Annotated in this window: 17 protein-coding genes and 1 tRNA gene; 13 read left to right on the forward strand and 5 right to left on the reverse strand. The window is 70.3% G+C overall.

Translation table 11 applies throughout. The features are described 5' to 3' along the window. Positions 1 to 48: 48 nt before the first annotated feature. Positions 49 to 1,032 (reverse strand): Bug family tripartite tricarboxylate transporter substrate binding protein, encoded by a 984-nt coding sequence (locus ICW72_RS19590; protein ID WP_191084201.1) that lies wholly within the window; start codon positions 1,030 to 1,032, stop codon positions 49 to 51. A 166-nt stretch (positions 1,033 to 1,198) separates the two neighbouring features. Further along, positions 1,199 to 1,873 carry a GntR family transcriptional regulator gene (locus ICW72_RS19595; RefSeq protein WP_191084202.1) on the reverse strand — a complete coding sequence of 225 codons (675 nt, stop codon included), beginning with the start codon at positions 1,871 to 1,873 and terminating at the stop codon, positions 1,199 to 1,201. Between the two features lie 93 nt (positions 1,874 to 1,966). On the opposite strand from ICW72_RS19595, the gene ICW72_RS19600 reads away from it, so the two are divergent. The 5 genes from ICW72_RS19600 (at position 1,967) to ICW72_RS19620 (ending at position 7,005) form a co-directional block, all read left to right on the forward strand. Further along, the gene (locus ICW72_RS19600) at positions 1,967 to 2,188 is read left to right on the forward strand and encodes a biotin/lipoyl-binding carrier protein (RefSeq protein ID WP_191084203.1); all 222 of its coding nucleotides are present in this window, start codon (positions 1,967 to 1,969) and stop codon (positions 2,186 to 2,188) included. A gap of 1 nt (position 2,189) precedes the next feature. Beyond that, entirely contained in the window at positions 2,190 to 3,569 is a 1,380-nt protein-coding gene (locus tag ICW72_RS19605; protein ID WP_269749828.1) for an acetyl-CoA carboxylase biotin carboxylase subunit, read from the forward strand. A gap of 17 nt (positions 3,570 to 3,586) precedes the next feature. Further along, positions 3,587 to 5,188 carry an acyl-CoA carboxylase subunit beta gene (locus tag ICW72_RS19610; RefSeq protein ID WP_191084205.1) on the forward strand — a complete coding sequence of 534 codons (1,602 nt, stop codon included), beginning with the start codon at positions 3,587 to 3,589 and terminating at the stop codon, positions 5,186 to 5,188. A gap of 29 nt (positions 5,189 to 5,217) precedes the next feature. Then, positions 5,218 to 6,186 (forward strand): Bug family tripartite tricarboxylate transporter substrate binding protein, encoded by a 969-nt coding sequence (locus ICW72_RS19615; protein ID WP_191084206.1) that lies wholly within the window; start codon positions 5,218 to 5,220, stop codon positions 6,184 to 6,186. 69 nt (positions 6,187 to 6,255) lie between these two features. Continuing rightward, the gene (locus ICW72_RS19620) at positions 6,256 to 7,005 is read left to right on the forward strand and encodes an SDR family NAD(P)-dependent oxidoreductase (RefSeq protein ID WP_191084207.1); all 750 of its coding nucleotides are present in this window, start codon (positions 6,256 to 6,258) and stop codon (positions 7,003 to 7,005) included. Between the two features lie 3 nt (positions 7,006 to 7,008). Here the strand turns inward: ICW72_RS19620 and ICW72_RS19625 are convergent, their stop codons facing one another. Beyond that, positions 7,009 to 8,640 carry a flavin-containing monooxygenase gene (locus ICW72_RS19625; protein ID WP_191084208.1) on the reverse strand — a complete coding sequence of 544 codons (1,632 nt, stop codon included), beginning with the start codon at positions 8,638 to 8,640 and terminating at the stop codon, positions 7,009 to 7,011. Between the two features lie 271 nt (positions 8,641 to 8,911). Between ICW72_RS19625 and ICW72_RS19630 the strand changes: the two genes are divergently transcribed. The 6 genes from ICW72_RS19630 to ICW72_RS19655 all read left to right on the forward strand — a co-directional run bounded on the left by ICW72_RS19630 (position 8,912) and on the right by ICW72_RS19655 (position 16,223). Then, positions 8,912 to 9,697: an ABC transporter ATP-binding protein gene (locus ICW72_RS19630; RefSeq protein WP_223880706.1), complete on the forward strand. Its 786-nt coding sequence runs from the start codon at positions 8,912 to 8,914 to the stop codon at positions 9,695 to 9,697. Continuing rightward, positions 9,687 to 10,391 carry an ABC transporter ATP-binding protein gene (locus ICW72_RS19635; RefSeq protein ID WP_191084210.1) on the forward strand — a complete coding sequence of 235 codons (705 nt, stop codon included), beginning with the start codon at positions 9,687 to 9,689 and terminating at the stop codon, positions 10,389 to 10,391. The genes ICW72_RS19630 and ICW72_RS19635 overlap by 11 nt, the downstream gene beginning before the upstream one ends. A 50-nt stretch (positions 10,392 to 10,441) precedes the next feature. Continuing rightward, a complete protein-coding gene (locus ICW72_RS19640; protein WP_223880998.1) occupies positions 10,442 to 11,266 on the forward strand; it encodes a branched-chain amino acid ABC transporter permease in 825 nt (274 codons plus the stop codon). A gap of 3 nt (positions 11,267 to 11,269) precedes the next feature. Beyond that, positions 11,270 to 12,286, forward strand: a complete 1,017-nt coding sequence (locus tag ICW72_RS19645; protein WP_191084211.1) for a branched-chain amino acid ABC transporter permease — start codon at positions 11,270 to 11,272, stop codon at positions 12,284 to 12,286. Positions 12,287 to 12,318: 32 nt separating this feature from the next. Further along, positions 12,319 to 13,527: an ABC transporter substrate-binding protein gene (locus ICW72_RS19650; protein WP_191084212.1), complete on the forward strand. Its 1,209-nt coding sequence runs from the start codon at positions 12,319 to 12,321 to the stop codon at positions 13,525 to 13,527. A gap of 347 nt (positions 13,528 to 13,874) precedes the next feature. Next, positions 13,875 to 16,223 carry an ATP-binding protein gene (locus tag ICW72_RS19655; protein ID WP_191084213.1) on the forward strand — a complete coding sequence of 783 codons (2,349 nt, stop codon included), beginning with the start codon at positions 13,875 to 13,877 and terminating at the stop codon, positions 16,221 to 16,223. 205 nt (positions 16,224 to 16,428) lie between these two features. On the opposite strand, the gene ICW72_RS19660 is transcribed toward ICW72_RS19655, so the two are convergent. Both ICW72_RS19660 and ICW72_RS19665 read right to left on the reverse strand, forming a co-directional pair. Continuing rightward, positions 16,429 to 16,521: transfer RNA gene (locus ICW72_RS19660), tRNA-Ser, on the reverse strand. Positions 16,522 to 16,626: 105 nt separating this feature from the next. After that, positions 16,627 to 17,259, reverse strand: coding sequence for a glutathione S-transferase family protein (locus ICW72_RS19665; protein WP_191084214.1), 633 nt, complete (start codon positions 17,257 to 17,259; stop codon positions 16,627 to 16,629). 75 nt (positions 17,260 to 17,334) lie between these two features. On the opposite strand from ICW72_RS19665, the gene ICW72_RS19670 reads away from it, so the two are divergent. Further along, on the forward strand, positions 17,335 to 17,637 hold the full coding sequence (locus ICW72_RS19670; protein ID WP_191084215.1) for a TM2 domain-containing protein: 303 nt from the start codon (positions 17,335 to 17,337) through the stop codon (positions 17,635 to 17,637). Positions 17,638 to 17,729: 92 nt separating this feature from the next. Next, positions 17,730 to 19,034: a bifunctional UDP-N-acetylglucosamine diphosphorylase/glucosamine-1-phosphate N-acetyltransferase GlmU gene (gene glmU / locus ICW72_RS19675; RefSeq protein ID WP_191084216.1), complete on the forward strand. Its 1,305-nt coding sequence runs from the start codon at positions 17,730 to 17,732 to the stop codon at positions 19,032 to 19,034. Positions 19,035 to 19,037 lie beyond the last annotated feature (3 nt).

The raw sequence follows: 19,037 nt of genomic DNA on the forward strand, positions 1-19,037 counted from the left end.
GCGGCATCGCCGAAGCGGTGAATCGCCCTCGCGGCAAAGGCCGCCACGCTACTCCGACCGCGCCCCCGCCGTCCGCACCAGCTCCGCCCAGAAGGGGATCTGCTGCCCCATGAATTCCGCGAACTCGGCGGGCGAGCGTGAGGGCCAGGCCTGCAGCCCCTCGGTCGCGATGCGCGCCTGCACATCCGTGTCCGACACCGCCGACACAGAGACCTCGAACAGCTTGTCGCGGATGTCGTCCGGCAGTCCGGCGGGCCCGAAGAACCCCCACCAGCCCGCGACATCGAGGCTGGGCAGCCCCGCCTCCGCCGTGCCCGGCACATCCGGGATGGCGCGCGAGGCCTCGCGGCTGGTCAGCGACAGGCCGCGCATCCGCTCCGTCCGGATGGCCGGCAACAGCACAGGCGGCGTGCCCACCAGCAGCTCCACATCGCCCGCGAGTGCCGCGTGCAGCGAGGCGCCGCCGCCCCGGAAGGGCACATGCGTGAGCTGGATGCCAGCGAGCCGCGCCAGTGTGGCCCCGGCCAGGTGCCAGGGCGTGCCATTGCCCGGCGTCCCGAAATTCCACCGCCCCGGCTCGGCCCGCACCCGCTCGATAAGCTGCGCGAGGTTGCCGATGCCAAGCTGCGGCCGTGCCGCGATGATGCCCGTGAGGTCCGTCAGCCGGGTGATGGGCGTGAAATCCCGCACCGGGTCGAAATTCACCGCGGCATAGAGCGCCGGGCTGATGGCCTGGGAGCCGCTGCCCCCCAGCAGGATGGTGTAGCCATCGGGCGCCGAGCGCGCGACATGCGTGGCCGCGATGGTGGCGGCCGCGCCGGGCCGGTTGTCCACCACGATCACCTGGTCCAGCGCGCGGCCCAGCATCTCCGCGAAGATGCGCGCCAGGAAATCCCCGGAGCCGCCGGGCGGGAAGCCGACCACCAGGCGGATGGGCCGGGCGCGCGGCCAGGCCGCCTGGGCATGGACGGCGGGGGCGGCGAGGGCGAGCCCGATGGCGGGCAGGACAAGGGTCCGGCGGGACAGGCGCATGGTGTTCCTCCTGGTCGTTCTTGCTCCACCGGTCTGCGCCGGTGGTGCCGGGAGGTTCCCAGATGGCCAGGGCCGGCGCAACGCGTTGCTCGCGCGGTCCGGCAGCGCCACCCGTGCGGCGCATGGCTGAGAATCTGTGATCAAGAAATTCCGTAGACCCGGCCTGTCAGTCCGTCGCGGCGGGCACGCGCCGCCGGATGGCCTCCGCATAGACCGCGATGTCGCGCTGGATGGCCAGCCGCGCCAGCGCCCCATCGCCCGAGGCCAGGCCGCGGATCACGTCATTGTGCGGATGTTCCTCCGGGCGGTGCAGCAGCCGCATGCTCAGCAGCGCGAAGTTGAACGGCCCGCAGCGCAGCCAGAGATTTTCAACGATCTGCAGCAGCACCGGCATCCCCGCCATGGCGCAGAGCGTCAGGTGGAAACGCTCATTCTCCTCCATCATCTCGGGGCGGCGGTCGGCGAGGCGCGCCTCCGTCATGCGGGCATGGATGGCGGCCAGCCGCGCCACATCGGCCGGCGTCACGCGCTCGGCCGCGCGTTCGGCGGCCTTGCCCTCCAGCTCCATCCGCAGCTCGCACACCTCCCGCAGCCGCGCCTCGCAGAAGAGCGGCACGCGGGCGGAGCGGTGGTCGAGCTGTTCCAGCGCATTCTCGCTGACCAGCCGCGCAATGGCCTCGCGCACCGGGGTCAGGCTGACGCCCAGCTCCTCGGCCAGTTGGCGCAGCTTCAGCTTCTCGCCGGGGCGGAAGCGGCTGCGCATCAGCTCCTGCCGCAGCCATTGGTGCACGCGCCCCGCGACACGTTCCGCGCTCGGCACCTCCGGCGCCAGATCCGCCATCACCATCCCTCTCATCGATTCAGGGCCCTGGCGCACTTGACGCGCGGCGGGCCCGGATTTGTGATAACAAAACAAAATCTCCGGAGGAAAGCCATGGCCGAGATCACCGTCCTTGCCGAACTGACCAGCGCGGTGTGGAAGATCGAGGCCGGACCCGGCGCGCGCGTGAGCGAGGGCGACGCCATCATCATCCTCGAATCCATGAAGATGGAGATCCCGGTCCTCGCGCCGGCCGATGGCACCGTCACCGCCATCCTGGTCGCGGAGGGGGACCAGATCGCGGAAGGCCAGGCGGTGGCGCGGATCGAGACCTGAGGTGATCGGCCCCGTCCTCATCGCGAACCGCGGCGAGATCGCCTGCCGCATCGCCGCCACCTGCCGCCGCCTGGGCGTGCCGACGGTCGCGGTGTTCTCCGACGCCGATGCCGATGCGATGCATGTGGCCGCCGCCGACCGGGCCATCCGCATCGGCCCGCCGCGCCCGGCCGAGAGCTACCTGAACATCCCGGCCATCCTCGCCGCCGCGCGGGAGGCGGGGGCGAGGGCGGTGCACCCCGGCTACGGCTTCCTGAGCGAGAACGCGGATTTCGCCGAGGCCTGCGCCGCGGCCGGGCTGCTCTTCATCGGCCCGCCTGCGAGCGCGATCCGCGCCATGGGTGGCAAGGCCGCGGCCAAGGCGGTGGCCCGCCGCGCGGGCGTGCCCCTGTTGCCCGGCCATGAGGGCGATGCCTCCGATGAGGAACTGGAACAGGCGGCCCAGCGCATCGGCTACCCCGTCATGATCAAGGCGGTGGCGGGCGGCGGCGGGCGCGGGATGCGGCGCGCGGCGGATGCGGCGGGCTTCCCCGCGGCGCTGGCCGCCGCCCGGCGCGAGGCGGCCGCCTTCGGCGACAGCACCGTGCTGCTGGAGAAATTCATCCCTGAGGCCCGCCACATCGAGATGCAGGTCTTCGCCGACCAGCACGGCAATGTGATCCATCTGGGCGAGCGCGACTGCTCGCCCCAGCGGCGGAACCAGAAGCTGGTCGAGGAGGCGCCCGCCCCGGGCATGGACCCGGCCCTCCGCGCGGAACTGGGCCGGCGCGCCACCGCCCTGGCGCGGGAGGTGGGCTATGTCGGCGCCGGCACCGTGGAGTTCGTGGCCGATGCCGCCCGCCCGCTGGGGCCGGACAGCATCTGGTTCATCGAGATGAACACGCGGCTGCAGGTGGAGCACCCGGTCACGGAGATGATCACGGGGCTCGACCTCGTGGAATGGCAGCTGCGCATCGCGGCCGGCGAGAGGCTGCCGCTGCGCCAGGAGGAGGTGCGCCTCACCGGCCACGCCATCGAGGCGCGCCTCTGCGCCGAGGACCCGGCGCGCAATTTTCTGCCCTCGCCGGGGCACATCGCCGCACTCGACCTGCCCCCGCCCGCCGAGGGGCTGCGCGTGGATGCGGGCGTGCGCGCCGGCGACACGCTGACGCCCTTCTATGACCCGATGATCGCGAAGCTCATCATCCACGCGCCCAACCGTGCGGCGGCGCTGGAGCGGCTGGCTGAGGCGCTGGACTCCTGCCGCGCCGAGGGCATCCGTCTCAACTCTGGCTTCCTGGCCGCGCTGCTGCGCACGCCCGAGATGCAAGCGGGCGGCGTGGACACGCATTTCCTCGAAACCTTCCGGCAGCGCGGCGTGGCCGTGCCCAGCCCCGCCTGACCCTGGGAAGACCGTATATGTCCGCATCGCCCCCGCCCGAGACCCCCGCCACGCCCAAGCCCGGCCTCTGGCAGCCCGAGCTGGACGAGCTGCGCCTGCGCGAATCCCACGCGAAACGCATGGGCGGCGAGGCCAAGGTGCGCCGCCAGCACGAGGCCGGGCGGCTGACCGTGCGCGAGCGCATCGAGAAGCTGGCCGACCCCGGCTCCTTCCACGAGGTCGGCGCCATCGCGGGCAAGGCGGAGTACGACGCGCAGGGGCGGCTGCTGGAACTGACGCCCTCCAACTGCGTCTGGGGCCGCGCGACCCTGGACGGGCGGCGCGTGGTGCTGGTGGGCGATGACTTCACCGTGCGCGGCGGCAGCGCCGACGCCACCATCCGCGAAAAGCCGCTGATGGCCGAACGCATGGCCCATGAGTTCCGCATGCCCATCGTGCGCGTCATCGAGGGCTCGGGCGGCGGCGGCTCGGTCAAGACGATCGAGACGACGGGGCGCGCGAACCTGCCCGGCGGCGTCGGCGGCACGGGGCTGTTCCACTACACCACGCTGAACCTCTCGGCCGTGCCGGTGGTCGGGCTGGGGCTGGGTTCGGTGGCGGGGCTGGGGGCCGCGCGCCTCGCCTCCACCCATTATTCGGTGATGACCAAGAGTTCCGCCATGTTCGTGGCCGGCCCGCCCGTCGTCTCCCGCCTCGGCGCCCCCGTCACCAAGGAGGAGCTGGGCGGCTGGGAGACGCAGTGCAAGGCGGGCGCCGTGGACCACGCCGTGGACACGGAGGAGGAGGCCTTCGCCTGCGCCCGCCGCTTCCTCTCCTATCTGCCGTCCTCGGTGCACGAGGTCTCGCCCATCCTCCCCTGCGAGGACGACCCCGGGCGGCGCGACGAGGCGCTGATGAACGCCATCCCGCGCGAACGGCGGCGCGTCTACCAGATGCGCCCCATCATCGAGCGCGTGGTGGACCGCGGCTCCTTCTTCGAGATGGGGCGGATGTTCGGCCGTTCGCTCATCACCGGCCTCGCGCGGCTCGATGGCCGCGCGGTCGCGCTCATGGCGAGCGACCCGTTCTTCTACGGCGGCTCCTGGACCGCGGACACCTGCCAGAAGGTGGTGCGCTTCATTGACTTGGCCGAGACCTTCCATCTGCCGGTGGTCTACCTGATGGACTGCCCGGGCTTCATGGTGGGGCTGGAGGCGGAGCGCGCTGCCACCATCCGCCACGGCGTGCGCGCCATGGCGGCGATGAACCAGGCCACCATCCCCTGGTGCACCATCGTCATCCGCAACGCCTTCGGCGTGGCGGGCGCGGCGCACCAGCCGGCGGGGCGGCTTTCGCTGCGCTACGCCTGGCTTTCGGCGCGCTGGGGCTCGCTGCCGCTGGAGGGGGGCATCGAGGCCGCCTACCGCGCCGAGCTGGATGCGGCCGAAGACCCCGCGGCCAAGCTCGCGGAGATCGAGGAGCGGCTGAACCAGCTCCGCTCGCCCTTCCGCACGGCCGAGGCCTTCTGGGTGGAGGAGATCATCGACCCGCGCGAGACGCGGCCCCTGCTGTGCGACTTCGCCCGCATGGCCGACCCGCTGCGCCAGCCCACACCGTCGAGACTGCAAATGCGGCCCTGAACGGGCGCGAACCAAGGGAGGAAAAAACAATGATCCGACGCAGCATCCTGGGCGGCCTGGCCGTCCTGCTGGCGGGGGCGGGGCTTGCCCAGGCACAATCCCCCTTCGACCGGCCCACCCGCGTCGTGGTGGGCTTTGCGGCCGGCGGCACCACCGACATCGCGGCGCGCGTGGTGGCGGAGGGCGCCGCCGGCGAACTGGGCCATCGCGCGGTGGTGGACATCCGCACCGGCGGCAGCGGCTTCATCGCGGCCGAATACGTGGTCCGCAGCCGGCCCGACGGCGCCACCGTGCTGCTCTGCCCCATGGGGCCCATGACCATCAGCCCCGAACTGCCGGGCATGAACCTGCCCATTGATGTGGGGCGCGACCTGGTGCCCATCGCGAATGTCGCGCGCTCCTCCTATGTGGTGGTGACGGGGGCCAACAGCCCCTATCGCACGCTGGAGGAATTGATCGCGGCGGCGCGCGCCCGGCCCGGCGCGCTCACCTATGCCAGCGCGGGCTATGGCGCGGCGCAGCACCTCTCGGGCGAGCGGCTGAAGCGCATGGCGGGCATTGACCTGCTGCACGTGCCATATCGGGGCGCGGCGCTGGCCGCGGTGGATGTCATCGCCGGCCGGGCGGATTTGCTGATCACCAACCTCGGCGACGTGATGGGCCAGATCAAGGGCGGGCAACTCCGCCTGCTGGCCATGGGCGACCGCCAGGGCTGGCCCGACTTCCCCGACGCGCCCCGCCTGCCGGACATCGTGCCCGGCCTGGAGGTGATCGGCTGGTTCGGCCTCTGCGGCCCGCGCGGCATGCCCGAGGAGGCGATCGCCCGTTGGGCCTCGGCGGTCCGGGCCGGGCTGGAGGTGCCGCTGCTGCGGCAGCGTCTGCTCGACAGCGGGCTCGCGCCCAATTTCGAGGACCCCGCCACCTTCGCGCGCACCATCGCCCGCGACCGCGCCGATTGGGGCGAGGTGATCCGCGCCGCCAACATCCGGGTGGAATAGCGGCCAGCACCTTCCCTCGCGCCCCGCCGCCATGCTGCACTGCTGGCAAGGCAAGGGAGGGCGCGGGCGATGCTGCTGCAAGGCAAGGTGGCGCTGGTCACGGGCGGGGCGTCGGGCATCGGCCGCGCCACCGCGCTGCGCATGGCCGAGGAAGGGGCCCGCGTGCTGGTCGCGGACCGTGACGGCGAAGGGGCCGCGCGCGTGGCCGAGACCATCCGCCAGGCCGGCGGCGAGGCCCACGCCCAGCCCTGCGACGTGACAATCGAGGCCGAGGTCGCCGCCATGGTCCAGGCCGCCCTCGACACCTGGGGCCGGCTGGACTGCGCCTTCAACAATGCGGGCGTGGCCCCCGTGGAGGCCCAGCCGCTCGCGGAGATCACGCCCGAGGAATGGTCGCGCGTGCTGGGCGTGAACCTGACGGGCGTGTTCCTCTGCCTGCGCCACCAGGTCCCGGCCATGGCGGCGGGCGGGGGTGGTTCCATCGTGAACACCGCCTCCATCGCCGGGCGCATCGCGCTTCCCAAGGCCGGCGCCTATGTCGCCGCCAAGCACGCCGTGATCGGCCTGACGCGAAGTGCCGCGCTGGACCATGCGGGGCAGGGGGTGCGGGTGAACGCCATCTGCCCGGGCTATGTCGAGACGCCGCTCGCCAGCCCCAGCATCGCGCGGCGGCGCGAGGCGATCCTGGCCCGCGTGCCGCTGCGCCGCATCGGCACGGTGGAGGAGATCGCGGATGCGGTGGTGTGGCTGCTGTCGGACCGCGCGGGCTTCGTGACGGGCGAGGCGATGGCCGCGGATGGCGGCCACACGGCCAACTGAGCCTTACTCCGCCGCCACCGCCCGCGCCCCCGCCGTCAGCGTGAAGCCCGGATAACCCTCGGCCGCGATGGCATCGCAGCGTTCGCGATAGGTGCCAACCCCGCCCACATAGGGCATGAAGAGCTGCGGCTTGCCCGGAATATTGGCGCCCATGTACCAGGAATTCGCCTGGGGATAGAGGGTGCGGTGCGCCACCTCGTTCACATGCGCGACCCATTCCTCCTGCGCCTCGGCCGTGGGTTCCACGCGGGTCAGGCCCCGCGCCTGCATCCGCGCCAGCAGCTCCGTGACCCAATCCACATGCTGCTCGATGGACACGATCATGTTGGACAGCACGGAGGGGCTGCCCGGCCCCGTGATCATGAACATGTTGGGGAAGCCCGCCACCATCAGCCCGAGATGCGCGCGCGGCCCATCGGCCCAGAGCTGCCGCAAGGACAGCCCGCCCGCCCCGCGCAGATCCATGGCCAGGATGGTGCCCGTCATGGCGTCGAAGCCCGTGGCGCAGACCAGCGTGTCGAATTCGTGCAGGCCGGCGCGGGTGCGGATGCCGCCCTCCGTCACCTCCTCGATCGGGTCGCGGCGCAGGTCCACCAGCCGGACATTCTCGCGGTTGAAGGTCTCGTAATAGCGCGTGTCCACGCAGATGCGCTTGGTGCCGATGGGGTGGTTGGTGGGCGCCAGCGCCTCGGCCACCGCGGGGTCATGCACCATCGCGCGGATCTTGCGGCGGACGAACTCGGCGGCGGTGTCGTTCGCCTCCTTGTTCAGCAGCAGGTCGCTGAAGGACGCCATGAAGGCCGTGCCGCCCGCCTGCCAGCGGCGTTCGTATTCCGCCTCGCGCTCGGCCTCGGTCACTTCCAGCGCGGATTTCGGATTGAGTTCGTAGAGAATGCCCGTGCGCATCTTCCGCGCCGCCGCGCGCCGCGCCGCGTAGTCCTGCTTCCAGGATTGCTCGTAGGGCTCGTCCATAGGCGCGTTGCGCGAGGGGATGGAGAAATTGGGCGTGCGCTGGAACACCGTCACATGCGCCTGCTCCGCGATCACGGGAATGGCCTGGATGGCGGAGGAGCCGGTGCCGATCACCCCCACGCGCTGGCCGGTGAAATCCACGCCCTCATGCGGCCATTGCCCGGTGTGCAGCACGCGGCCCGTGAAGCGCTCGATGCCCGGAATGTCCGGCAGCCGCGCGGAGGAGAGGCAGCCCGTCGCCAGCACCAAGTGCCGCGCCGTGATCTCCTGCGCGCGGTCAGTGGCCACGCGCCATTCGCCGGCGCTTTCATCCCATCGCGCGCCCGTCACGCGCGTCTCGAAGCTGATGTCGCGCCGCAGGTCCAGCACATCGGCCACATGGTTCGCGTAGCGCAGGATTTCGGGCTGGGCGGCGAAGCGTTCGGACCAGCGCCAGCCCTGCTGCAATTCGTCGTGGAAGGAGTAGGAATACTGCATGCTCTCCACGTCGCAGCGCGCGCCGGGATAGCGGTTCCAGTACCAGGTGCCGCCCACGCCCGCCCCGGCCTCCACCACATGCGCGGCGAGGCCGAGGCCGCGCAGCCGATGCAGCATGTACATGCCGCCGAAGCCGGCACCCACGACAAGCACGTCGAGCCGCGAAGGCGGGGTCACTTTGGACATGGTTTTCTCCCTTTGGCCGGGAGCCTATCGGGCTTCGCGCCGCCACTTCAATGCGTTTGCGGTGCATTCTTCCTTTGCGGGATGAGGCGCTGATTTTGGAACGCCCGCCACACCGCGCGACCACCTCCAAATTCATGCTTGCTTTGCGCCGCGAACCTCGTCGCTAATGGTTGCGGCAACGGTGCACCAGAAGCGCCGGGTCATGGAGGAAAGATGGGGTCCAGGGGGGAGTCCGCGCGGCGAGCGCCTGCGCGCGGGAAAGGTGCGGCGCGTGGCGCTGCTTGAGGTTCGGGACATCGTGGTGCGCTTCGGTGGCGTCACCGCCGTGGGCGGCGTCTCCTTCGACGTGGGGGAGCGCCAGATCTGCGGCCTCATCGGCCCCAATGGCGCGGGCAAGACCACGCTGTTCAACGTGATCAGCGGCATCTACCGCCCGCAGGAGGGCCAGGTGCGCTTCGCGGGCACCGTCACCACGGGCATGCCGCGGCACCGCATGGCGCCGCTGGGGCTGGGGCGCACCTTCCAGAACCTCGCGCTGTTCAAATCCATGACGGTGCGGGAGAACATCCTGGCCGGCGCGCATTCGGCCGGAAGCGCGGGCTTCCTCGCCAATGCGCTGCGCCTGCCGCGCGCGCGGGCCGAGGAAGCGGCGGCCGCGCGGCGCGCACGCGAACTCATCCATCTGCTGCAGCTCGACGCCGTGGCGGACAAGCTGGTGGTGGACCTGCCCTTCGGCACGCAGAAACGCGTGGAGATGGCCCGCGCCCTCATCAGCGAACCCAAGCTGCTGTTGCTGGATGAGCCCGCGGGCGGGCTGAACCATGGCGAGGTGGATGAGCTGGCGGAGCTGTTCCAGCATGTCCGCCGCAGCTTCGACCTGGCCATCCTGCTGGTCGAGCATCACATGAGCCTGGTGATGCGCGTCTCCGACAAGGTGGTGGCGCTCGATTTCGGCAAGAAGATCGCGGACGGCACGCCGGACGAGGTCCGCTCCAGCCCCGAGGTGATCCGCGCCTATCTGGGCGATGGCCATGCGGAGGCCGCGCATGCTGCTTGAAGTGAGCGGGCTGCGCGCCGGCTATGGCCCCACCCATGTGCTGCACGGCCTGGACTTCGCGGTGGAGGAGGGGGGTGTGACCACCCTCCTCGGCGCCAATGGCGCGGGCAAGACCACGACGCTGCGCGCTGTCTGCGGCATGGTGCGCGCGGAGGGCGAGGTGAGCCTGGCCGGCCAGCGCATCACGGGTCTCGCCACCGAGGACATTGCCCGCCGCGGCGTGGCCCATGTGCCCGATGGCCGCGGCACCTTCATGGAGCTGACGGTCGAGGAAAACTTCCGGCTCGGCGCCTATGTGCGCCGCGACAATGAGGTGCAGCGCGACTTCGAGCGCATGTGGGAGTGGTTTCCGCGCCTGAAGCAGCGCTGGAAGCAGCAGGCGGGCACGCTCTCGGGCGGCGAGCAGCAGATGCTCGCCATCGCGCGCGCCCTGCTGCTGCGGCCGAAACTCCTGTTGCTCGATGAGCCGAGCTTCGGCCTCGCGCCGCTCATCGTGCAGGACATCTTCGGCATCCTCCGCCGCATCCGCGCCGAGAGCGGCGTGGGCATCCTGCTGGTGGAGCAGAATGCGAACCTGGCCCTCGAACTCGCGGACCGCGCCTACCTGCTGGAGACGGGGCGCATCGTCATGTCCGGCCCCGCCGCCGAAATCCGGCAGGACGAGGCCATTCGCCGCTCTTACCTCGGGTACTGAATCATGGATGCCTTCCTTCTCCAGCTGGCGGCCGGCATCGCGACGGGGGCATCTATGCCTCCGTCGCCTTGGCCATCGTCATGATCTACCAGGCCACGCACCATGTGAATTTCGCCCAGGGCGAGATGGCGACGCTCTCCACCTTCATCGCCCTCACCTTCATCCAGGCGGGGTTTCCCTACTGGGTGGCCTTCGGCGCGACGCTCGCCGTCTCCTTCGTGATGGGCGCGCTGGTGGAACGCCTCATCATGCGCCCGGTGCAGCACGCGCCGATCCTGACGCATGTGGGCGTCTATATCGGCATGCTGCTCATCATCGGGAACCTCACGGGCTGGGTGTTCGGCTACACGACGAAGGTGTTTCCCTCGCCCTTCGAGGGCGGGGGGCCGATGCTGGGCGGGCTGCTCTCGGCGCACCAGCTGGGCAGCGTGGGCGTGACACTGGCGGTGCTGGTGCTGGTCTATCTGTTCTTCACGAAGACCTCGCTCGGGCTGGCCATGCGCGCGGCGGCGTACAACCCGCGCTCGGCGCGCCTCGTGGGCATCCGGGTGGATGTGATGCTGGCGCTGGGCTGGGGGCTGGCGGCGGCCATCGGTTCCGTGGCGGGGATGATGGTCGCGCCCATCGTCTTCCTCGACCCGAACATGATGCTGGGCATCCTGCTCTACGCCTTCGCCGGCGCGCTGCTGGGCGGCATCGACAACCCGCCGGGCGCGGTGGTCGGCGGCTTCCTGGTGGGCGTGCTGGAGAATCTGGCCGGCGCCTACATCGTGGGCACGGAGCTGAAGCTCTCGGTGGCGCTCGTCATCATCATCGGCGTGCTGGTGCTGAAGCCCTCCGGGCTGTTCGGCCGCGTCGTCTTCTCGAGGGTGTGAGCGATGAGCGCGATCCAGGAGACGCCGACCCTCGCCGCCGCCGCGCCCCGCGTCAGCATCGCAAGGCGCGGCCTGTGGCTAGCGCTGGCGCTGGCCGCGGCCCTCGCGCCGCTCTGGCTGCTGGAGAGCTTCCATCTGTTCCAGCTCACCATGGCCGTCATCATGTCGCTGGCCGTGCTGGGGCTGAACATCGTCACCGGCTACAATGGGCAGATCTCGCTCGGGCATGGCGCCTTCTTCGCCATCGGCGCCTATGTCACGGCCATATTGATGGCCCAGGCCGACTGGTCCTTCTACGCGACACTGCCCTTCGCCGCGGCCATCTGCGGCATGGTGGGCTATGCGGTGGGGTTGCCGGCGCTGCGGCTGGGGGGACTGTACCTGGCGCTCGTCACCTTCTCGCTGGCCGTGGCCGTGCCGCAACTGCTCAAGCACCGGGCGCTGGAGGATTGGACGGGCGGCGTGCAGGGCCTCTTCCTGATGAAGCCCGAACCGCCCGCCTGGCTGACCGCGCAGGTCGCCATCACGCCCGACCAATTCATGTATCTGGTCGCGCTGGTGGTGGCGGCCCTCTGCTATCTGCTCGCCTGGAACCTCATCCGCGGGCGCATCGGCCGCGCGCTGATGGCGACGCGCGACCACCCGACGGCCGCCGAGGCCATGGGCATGGACATCGCCGCGCTGAAGACCCGCGCCTTCGCGGTGAGCGCGATGATCACGGGCGTGGCCGGCGCGCTCTCGGCCGCGGCGGTGGAGTTCGTGGCGCCCGACAGCTTCACCTTCCTGCTCTCCATTTCGCTGTTTGTCGGCATGGTGGTGGGGGGTGTGGCGTCCATCCTGGGCTCCGTCTTCGGCGGGCTTTTCGTGCTCTTCGTGCCGAACATCGCGGAGAGCATCAGCCGCGCCGCGCCGGGCGTGATCTACGGCATCATTCTCATCGTGTTTCTGTTCGTCCTGCCCGATGGGGTCGCGGGGCTGGTGCGCCGCGTCCTCGCCCGGCTGGGCGGGCGTGCGCCCTGACCAACACAACAAGAAACGAGAGGAACACATCCATGACGACCACCCGCCGCCTTCTCCTCGCCGGCAGCGCCGGCGCCTTGGCCGCGCCGCAGATCGCCGCCGCGCAGGAAGCGCCCGGCGTGACGGCCACCGAGATCCATATCGGCAGCACCAACGCCCTGTCCGGCCCCGCCTCCTCCTATTCCGTCATCTCGCGCTGCCTCGAGGGCATGTTCCGCCGCCTGAACGATGAGGGCGGGGTGGGCGGTCGCCGCGTGCGCTTCACCGTCTATGACGATGGCTACCAGCCCCCGCGCACGCTGGAACAGACCCGCCGCCTGGTGGAGCGTGACCGGGTGGCCTTCCTGTTCAACCAGCTCGGCACGCCCACCAACAACGCGGTGCACCGCTATGTGAACCAGCGCCGCGTGCCGCATCTGTTCCTGGCCACCGGCGCCGACAAATGGGCGAACCCGCGCGAATTTCCCTACACGATGGGTTGGCAGCCCAGCTATCGCGTCGAGGCGCAGATCTACACCAAGCACGTGCTGGAACAGCGGCCCAATGCGAAGATCGCGCTGCTCTACCAGAACGATGATTTCGGGCGGGACTACCTGCACGGCGTGCAGGACGTGCTGGGTGATCGTTTCCGCTCCATGGTCGTCACCGCCACGAACGAGGCGACGGACCCCACCATTGACAGCCAGATCGTCCAGCTCCAGGCGACGGGCGCCGATGTGCTGATCTGCGGCGTCATCCCGCGCTTCGCCGCCCAGGCCATCCGGCGCGTGCACGACATCGGCTGGCGGCCGATGATGTTCATGACCAATGTCTCGGTCTCGGTCGGCGTCGTCATGCAGCCGGCCGGGGTGGAGAAGGGGGTGGGCCTCATCACCTCCGACTACCGCAAGGACCAGTCCGACCCCGCCTGGGCCAACGACCCCGGCATGAATGAATGGCGCCAGTTCATGCAGCGCTACATCCCCGATGGCGATCTGGGCGACAACAACTACACCTACGGCTATGGCGTGGGCGCGACCATGATCCAGGTGCTGCGCCAATGCGGCAACGACTTCAGCCGCGAGAATGTGATGAACCAGGCCCGCAACATCCGCCCCATGCAGCTCGCCACCCTGCTGCCGGGCGTCATGGTGCAGAGCCAGCCCGATAACTACAACGTGATCCGCCAGATGCAGCTGCAGCGCTGGAATGGGGGAAGCTGGGAACGCTTCGGCAATGTGATCGAGGGCGCGGGAAGCTGAGGCGGGAAATAGCCCGGGCCATGTGAGGGGGCGGCGGCATCGCCGCCCTTGCGAACGGCGCCGGCACGCCAAGGCGTTGCGTCGTTGACCACATGGAAAAAAATACGTAATTTTCTGACATCGCAAATCTATCGCTGGTTGAGGCGGTTCATGCCGCCTCGTCCTATGCGCGAGAAAACATCAGGCTCCGCACGGCCGTAAGGCGACTGTGTGGAACCACGCGCCTGTCAGCCACGCGGAGAGGACGCGTTGCGACCATTTTCCGGAACCGCCATCGCCGACCCAGGGCCGAATTTGCAAGACATGTGCCGCCGCAACGCCGAGAACCACCCGAACGGAGCGGCGTGATGACGAGCTTCCTCACCTCCGGGGAATGGGCCGAGGCCGGCCTGGGCGATGGCGAACTGCTCGCCCTGGCCAATATCGGCGCCTGGCGCGCGAATCTCGATGATGGTGTCCTCTTCTGGTCCCGGCGGACGCGCGAACTGCATGAGGTGGAGGAAGGCTACGTTCCCAGGCTCGACGCCGGGCTGCGCTTCTACCCCGAACCCGGGCAGACCATCCTGCGCCAGGCGCTGGAACAGTCCTTTCGCGACGGCACGCCCTGGGATCTCGACCTGCCCTTCGTCACGGCGCGCGGCCGCGCGCTGACGGTCAGGCTGCGCGGGCGTGCGCTTCGCGGCCCGAACGGCAAGAACCTTCTCGTCGGCATCATGGAGGACATCACGGAGCTCGCGGCGCGCCGCGCCGAGCATGCCCGCCTGGCCCTGGTGGTGCAGCAGATGACGACGCCCGTCATCATCACCGATGCGGCGGGACGCACCGAGTGGGTGAACGAGGCCTTCGTGCGCACCACGGGCTACAGCCTCGCCGACCTGCTGGGCCGCAGCCCCGGCTCCGTGCTGCGGGGGCCGGGCACCGACCCGGCCACCGTGACGCTGATGCGCGAGGCCGTCCGTGCGGGCGAGGGGTTCCATGTCTCGATCGTGAACCACCGCAAGGACGGCAGCTCCTACTGGATCGAGATCGAGGCCACCCCCATCCGGGCCGCGGACGGCACGCTCAGCGGCTTCATCGCGGTCGAGACCGACATCACGGCGCGCCGCTATGCCGAGGAGGAGGCGCGTGCCGAGATCGCCCGTCGCGGCGCGGCGGAGACCTTGCTGCGCGAGATCATCAACACGCTCCCCTCCGGCCTCTATGTGTGCGACCCGCAGGAGCGCATCTTCCTCTGGAACGAGGCCTATCTCGCCATGTTCCCGCGCCTCGCCCCGGCGCTGCGGGCCGGCACCACGCTTGAGGGGTTGATCAGGGCCGGGGTGGCCAGCGACTCCTATGTCCATGCGTCCGGCCCGCTGACGCCCGAGAACGAGCGCTGGATCGCGGACCTGCTGCAACGCATCCGCTCGGCCGGGCCCGACAGCCCGAGCCGTGAGGTCCCGCTGACCGGCGGGCGCTGGGCGCACGCGCTGGAGCGCCGCACGCGCGCGGGCCATATCGTGAGCCTGCGCACCGACATCACGGCGCTGAAGCACGCCATGGCGGAGGTGGAGGCGGCGGCCGAGGCGAAGAGCATGTTCCTCGCCCGCATGTCGCACGAGTTGCGGACGCCGCTGAATGCCATCCTGGGCTTCGCGGAACTGCTGCTCTCCGGCAGCGCGCCCGCCGCCGCGCAATATGACCAGCTTCGTCTGCTGCACGAGGCCGGGATGCATCTGCGCGACCTGGTGAACCGGCTGCTGGACCTCGCCAAGATCAACGCCGGCAAGCTGGAGCTGGCGCCGGCGCCCATCGCCCTCGGCCCGCTGCTGGAAGGCTGCCTCGGCCTGCTGGGCCCGGAGGCCAGCCGCAAGGCCATCGCGCTGCGGCTCGACACCGCGCCGGGCCTGCCCGCGGCCGTCGAGGCGGACGCGACGCGGCTGCGCCAGATGCTGCTGAACCTGCTCTCCAACGCCGTGAAGTTCACGCCGCAGGGCGGGCACGTCACCATGCGCGTCGCGGCGCGGGCCGGCGGCATGGTCCGCATCGAGGTAGAGGACAGCGGCCCGGGCGTGCCCGAGGAAAAGCGCGACTGGCTGTTCCAGGACTTCACCCAGCTCGGACGGGCGGGTGATTCGGAAAGCTCCGGCACGGGCCTCGGCCTCGCGATCACGGCGCGTCTCGCGGAACTGATGAAGGGGCGCGTCGGCGTGGAAAGCGTACCGGGCCAGGGCGCCACCTTCTGGCTCGAACTGCCGCTGGAGCCCGCGCGCCTGCCCGTGGACGCGCCCGGCGCGCCAAGCGAGGCCGCCGCCGTGCCCTCGCTGCGTCTGCTGGTCGCCGATGACATCGCGCCCAACCGCATCCTCATGCGCGCGCTGCTCAGCGCCGCGGGTCATCAGGTGAGCCTCGCCACCGATGGCGCGGAGGCGCTGGCGCAAGTGGAGGCTGGCCAGTTCGACGCGGTGCTGATGGATGTGCGGATGCCCGGGATGGACGGGCTGGAGGCGACGCGCCGCATCCGTGCGCTGCCGCCGCCCTTGAACCGCACGCCAGTGATCGCCGTGACCGCCTCGGCGATGTCCGAGGAAGTCGAGGAGTGCCGCGCCGCCGGCATGGACGCTCATATTGCGAAGCCCGTGGACCGCGAGGCGCTCTTCGCCTTGCTGCGACGCCTGCGGCCGCTCGCGCCGGAGCCGGTGCCTGGGCGGGGCTAGAGCGGGATGCGTTGAGGTGGAATCACCGAAAACGTTGAATCCCGCTCTCAACGCAGCCTGCTCCAGCGCAGCTTCGCGGGCTGGGATGTGGGGCAGGGGTCTGTCGCAATTTGGCGCCGGACGCCCAGGTGCTGCGTGACGCGCCGCACCGCGGCCCCGGCGCGAGGGGGGAAGATGTTCACGGATCGGGTGTGGGAGGGGGAACTGGCGGAGGGGATGGGATTCGAACCCACGATAGGACTTGACATCCTATAACGGTTTAGCAAACCGCCGCCTTCGGCCACTCGGCCACCCCTCCGCAGGAGTGGAAAGTCACACGGCGTATGCAGTCGCGGGTGATACAGCCCCAATCCGCCCCCGTCAAATGCCGCAACCGGGGGGGCACGGCCCCCCGGCCAGCCCTTCAACCCAGCGACACCTCGAAGCCCCGCGCCGTCGCCGGCCGGGCCATCATCCGCTCATACCAGGCGGCCACATTGGGCAGGTCGTCGAAGGGCACCTGGTGCCGCTCATGCCGCCAGGCCCAGCCGATGATGGCGAAGTCGGCGATCGAGGGCTCGCCCTCCGTCGCCACGAAGTCCCGCCCCGCCAGGCGCCGGTCCAGCACGCCATAGAGGCGCTTGGTCTCGGTGTGGTAGCGGGTGAAGCCATAGTCCCGCGCCGGGCCCTCGGGCTGCATCAGGAAGTGGTGCACCTGGCCGGGCATGGGGCCGAAGCCACCCATCTGCCACATCAGCCACTCCATCACCGGCACGCGGGCGGCGAGGTCCTTCGGCCAGAACTTGCCGGTCTTCTCGGCCAGATACCACAGGATGGCGCCGCTCTCGAACACCGTGGCCGGCTTGCCCTCGGGGCCGTTGGGGTCACGGATGGCGGGAATTCGGTTGTTCGGCGCGAATTTAAGGAACTCCGGGTTAAACTGTTCGCCCTTTGAGATGTTCACTGGGTGCACGCTGTAGTCCAGCCCCATCTCCTCAAGGGCCACGCTGATCTTGCGGCCATTGGGGGTGTTCCAGGTGTGCAGTTCGATCGTCATGCGGGGCCTCGTTCCGGAAGGGACAAGGTTCCATATGCCGCAAGCGCCACGCCAAGACAAAGGTTCGCTCCACCCATGCCTCCCCGCCACGACGATTACGCCGCCATGCGCTACCACGCCAACGCCAAGTCCCTGGTCGCGGCCTACCTGATCTGGTTCTTCCTGGGCTATGGCGGCATCCACCGCATGTATCTGGGCCGCTGGGTCTCGGGCCTCGTCATGCTCGGCGTCTTCGTGATGTCCTGGGTGCTGTCGCTGGTGTTCATCGGCTATATCGGGCTCGGCTTCATCCTGGTCTGGTGGGCGCTGGACGCGGTGCTGATGCCGGGGATGGTCAGCCGCAGCAACGAGGCGCTGATCCGCCGCCTCTCGCGCTGACACGAAGCGCAAGAAAGCGTGGGCGGCGCGCCCTTGCCGCCCCGTGAACCCCTCGGCTAGACCGCGAAGCCGTTGCAGCTCAGGGGCCAAGGATGCGCGCCGCCATCATTCTCGCCGCGGGGCAGGGCACCCGCATGCGGTCCGCCCAGCCCAAGGTGATGCACCAGCTTGCGGGACGGCCGATGGTGCAGCACCTGCTGGCCGCCTGCGCGCCGGTGTTCCAGCGCATCGTGGTGGTGGTTGGGCCGGGCATGCAGGACCTCGTCGCCGCTGTCGTCCCGCACGCCACGGTGGTGCAGCAGGAACGCCTGGGCACCGGCCACGCCGCCCGCATCGCGGCACCCCTGCTGGAGGGCTTCGCGGGCGATGTGGCCGTGCTCTATGGCGACAACCCGCTGATCACGACCGAGACCCTGGAACGTCTGGTCGCCGCGCGCGAGACGACGGACCTCGCCTTGCTGGCCATGCGCCCGGCCGAGCCCGGCCGCTATGGCCGCGTGGTGCTGGACGAAGCAGGGCAGGTGGCGCGCATCGTCGAACATGCGGACGCGACCGAGGCCGAACGCGCCATTCCCCTCTGCAATGCCGGCGTGGTCTGCGCCGCGGCGCCGAACCTGTTCCGCTGGCTCTCCGGCCTGCGCAACGACAACCGCCAGGGCGAATACTACCTGACGGACGTGGTCGCCGCCGCCCGCGCCGAGGGCCTTCGCACCACCGCCGTCGAGGCGCCGGAGGCCGAACTCCGCGGCATCAACACCCGCGTCGAACTCGCCGCCGCCGAGGCCGAGATCCAGTCCCGCCTGCGCGAGGCCGCCATGCTGGGCGGCGCCACCCTGACCGACCCCGCCAGCGTGACGCTGGCCTGGGACACGCGCCTCGCCCCCGATGTGGTGGTGGAATCGCATGTGGTCTTCGCCCCCGGCGTCACGGTGGAGGAGGGGGTCCGCATCCGCGCCTTCTCCCACCTGGAGGGCTGCGTGGTGCGCGCGAATGCCATCGTGGGCCCCTATGCGCGGCTGCGCCCGGGCGCCGATGTGGGGCAGGGCGCCCATGTCGGCAATTTCGTGGAGCTGAAGGCGGCCAGCCTCGGCCCCGGCGCCAAGGCGAACCACCTGACCTATCTGGGCGATGTGAGCGTGGGCGCGGGTGCGAATATCGGCGCCGGCACCATCACCTGCAACTATGACGGCGTGAACAAGCACCGCACCGAGATCGGCGAAGGCGCCTTCATCGGCAGTGACACCGCCCTTGTCGCCCCGGTACGTGTGGGCGCGCGCGCCATCACCGCCGCCGGCAGCGTCATCACCGAGGATGTGCCGGATGACGCGCTGGCCATCGCGCGCGGCCGCCAGGCCAACAAGCCAGGCCGCGGCGTGACGCCGCGCCGCAAGAGCTGAGGA

It is taken from the genome of Roseococcus microcysteis, from assembly GCF_014764365.1.
Taxonomy (GTDB): domain Bacteria; phylum Pseudomonadota; class Alphaproteobacteria; order Acetobacterales; family Acetobacteraceae; genus Roseococcus; species Roseococcus microcysteis.

Coding starts and splice junctions, on each gene's coding strand:
- ICW72_RS19600 (WP_191084203.1), top strand. CDS start 1,967: ATGGCCGAGATCACCGTCCTTGCCGAACTGACCAGCGCGGTGTGGAAG.
- ICW72_RS19655 (WP_191084213.1), top strand. CDS start 13,875: ATGACGAGCTTCCTCACCTCCGGGGAATGGGCCGAGGCCGGCCTGGGC.
- ICW72_RS19645 (WP_191084211.1), top strand. CDS start 11,270: ATGAGCGCGATCCAGGAGACGCCGACCCTCGCCGCCGCCGCGCCCCGC.
- ICW72_RS19610 (WP_191084205.1), top strand. CDS start 3,587: ATGTCCGCATCGCCCCCGCCCGAGACCCCCGCCACGCCCAAGCCCGGC.
- glmU (WP_191084216.1), top strand. CDS start 17,730: ATGCGCGCCGCCATCATTCTCGCCGCGGGGCAGGGCACCCGCATGCGG.
- ICW72_RS19670 (WP_191084215.1), top strand. CDS start 17,335: ATGCCTCCCCGCCACGACGATTACGCCGCCATGCGCTACCACGCCAAC.
- ICW72_RS19650 (WP_191084212.1), top strand. CDS start 12,319: ATGACGACCACCCGCCGCCTTCTCCTCGCCGGCAGCGCCGGCGCCTTG.
- ICW72_RS19620 (WP_191084207.1), top strand. CDS start 6,256: ATGCTGCTGCAAGGCAAGGTGGCGCTGGTCACGGGCGGGGCGTCGGGC.
- ICW72_RS19590 (WP_191084201.1), bottom strand. CDS start 1,032: ATGCGCCTGTCCCGCCGGACCCTTGTCCTGCCCGCCATCGGGCTCGCC.
- ICW72_RS19635 (WP_191084210.1), top strand. CDS start 9,687: ATGCTGCTTGAAGTGAGCGGGCTGCGCGCCGGCTATGGCCCCACCCAT.
- ICW72_RS19595 (WP_191084202.1), bottom strand. CDS start 1,873: ATGGCGGATCTGGCGCCGGAGGTGCCGAGCGCGGAACGTGTCGCGGGG.
- ICW72_RS19625 (WP_191084208.1), bottom strand. CDS start 8,640: ATGTCCAAAGTGACCCCGCCTTCGCGGCTCGACGTGCTTGTCGTGGGT.
- ICW72_RS19615 (WP_191084206.1), top strand. CDS start 5,218: ATGATCCGACGCAGCATCCTGGGCGGCCTGGCCGTCCTGCTGGCGGGG.
- ICW72_RS19665 (WP_191084214.1), bottom strand. CDS start 17,259: ATGACGATCGAACTGCACACCTGGAACACCCCCAATGGCCGCAAGATC.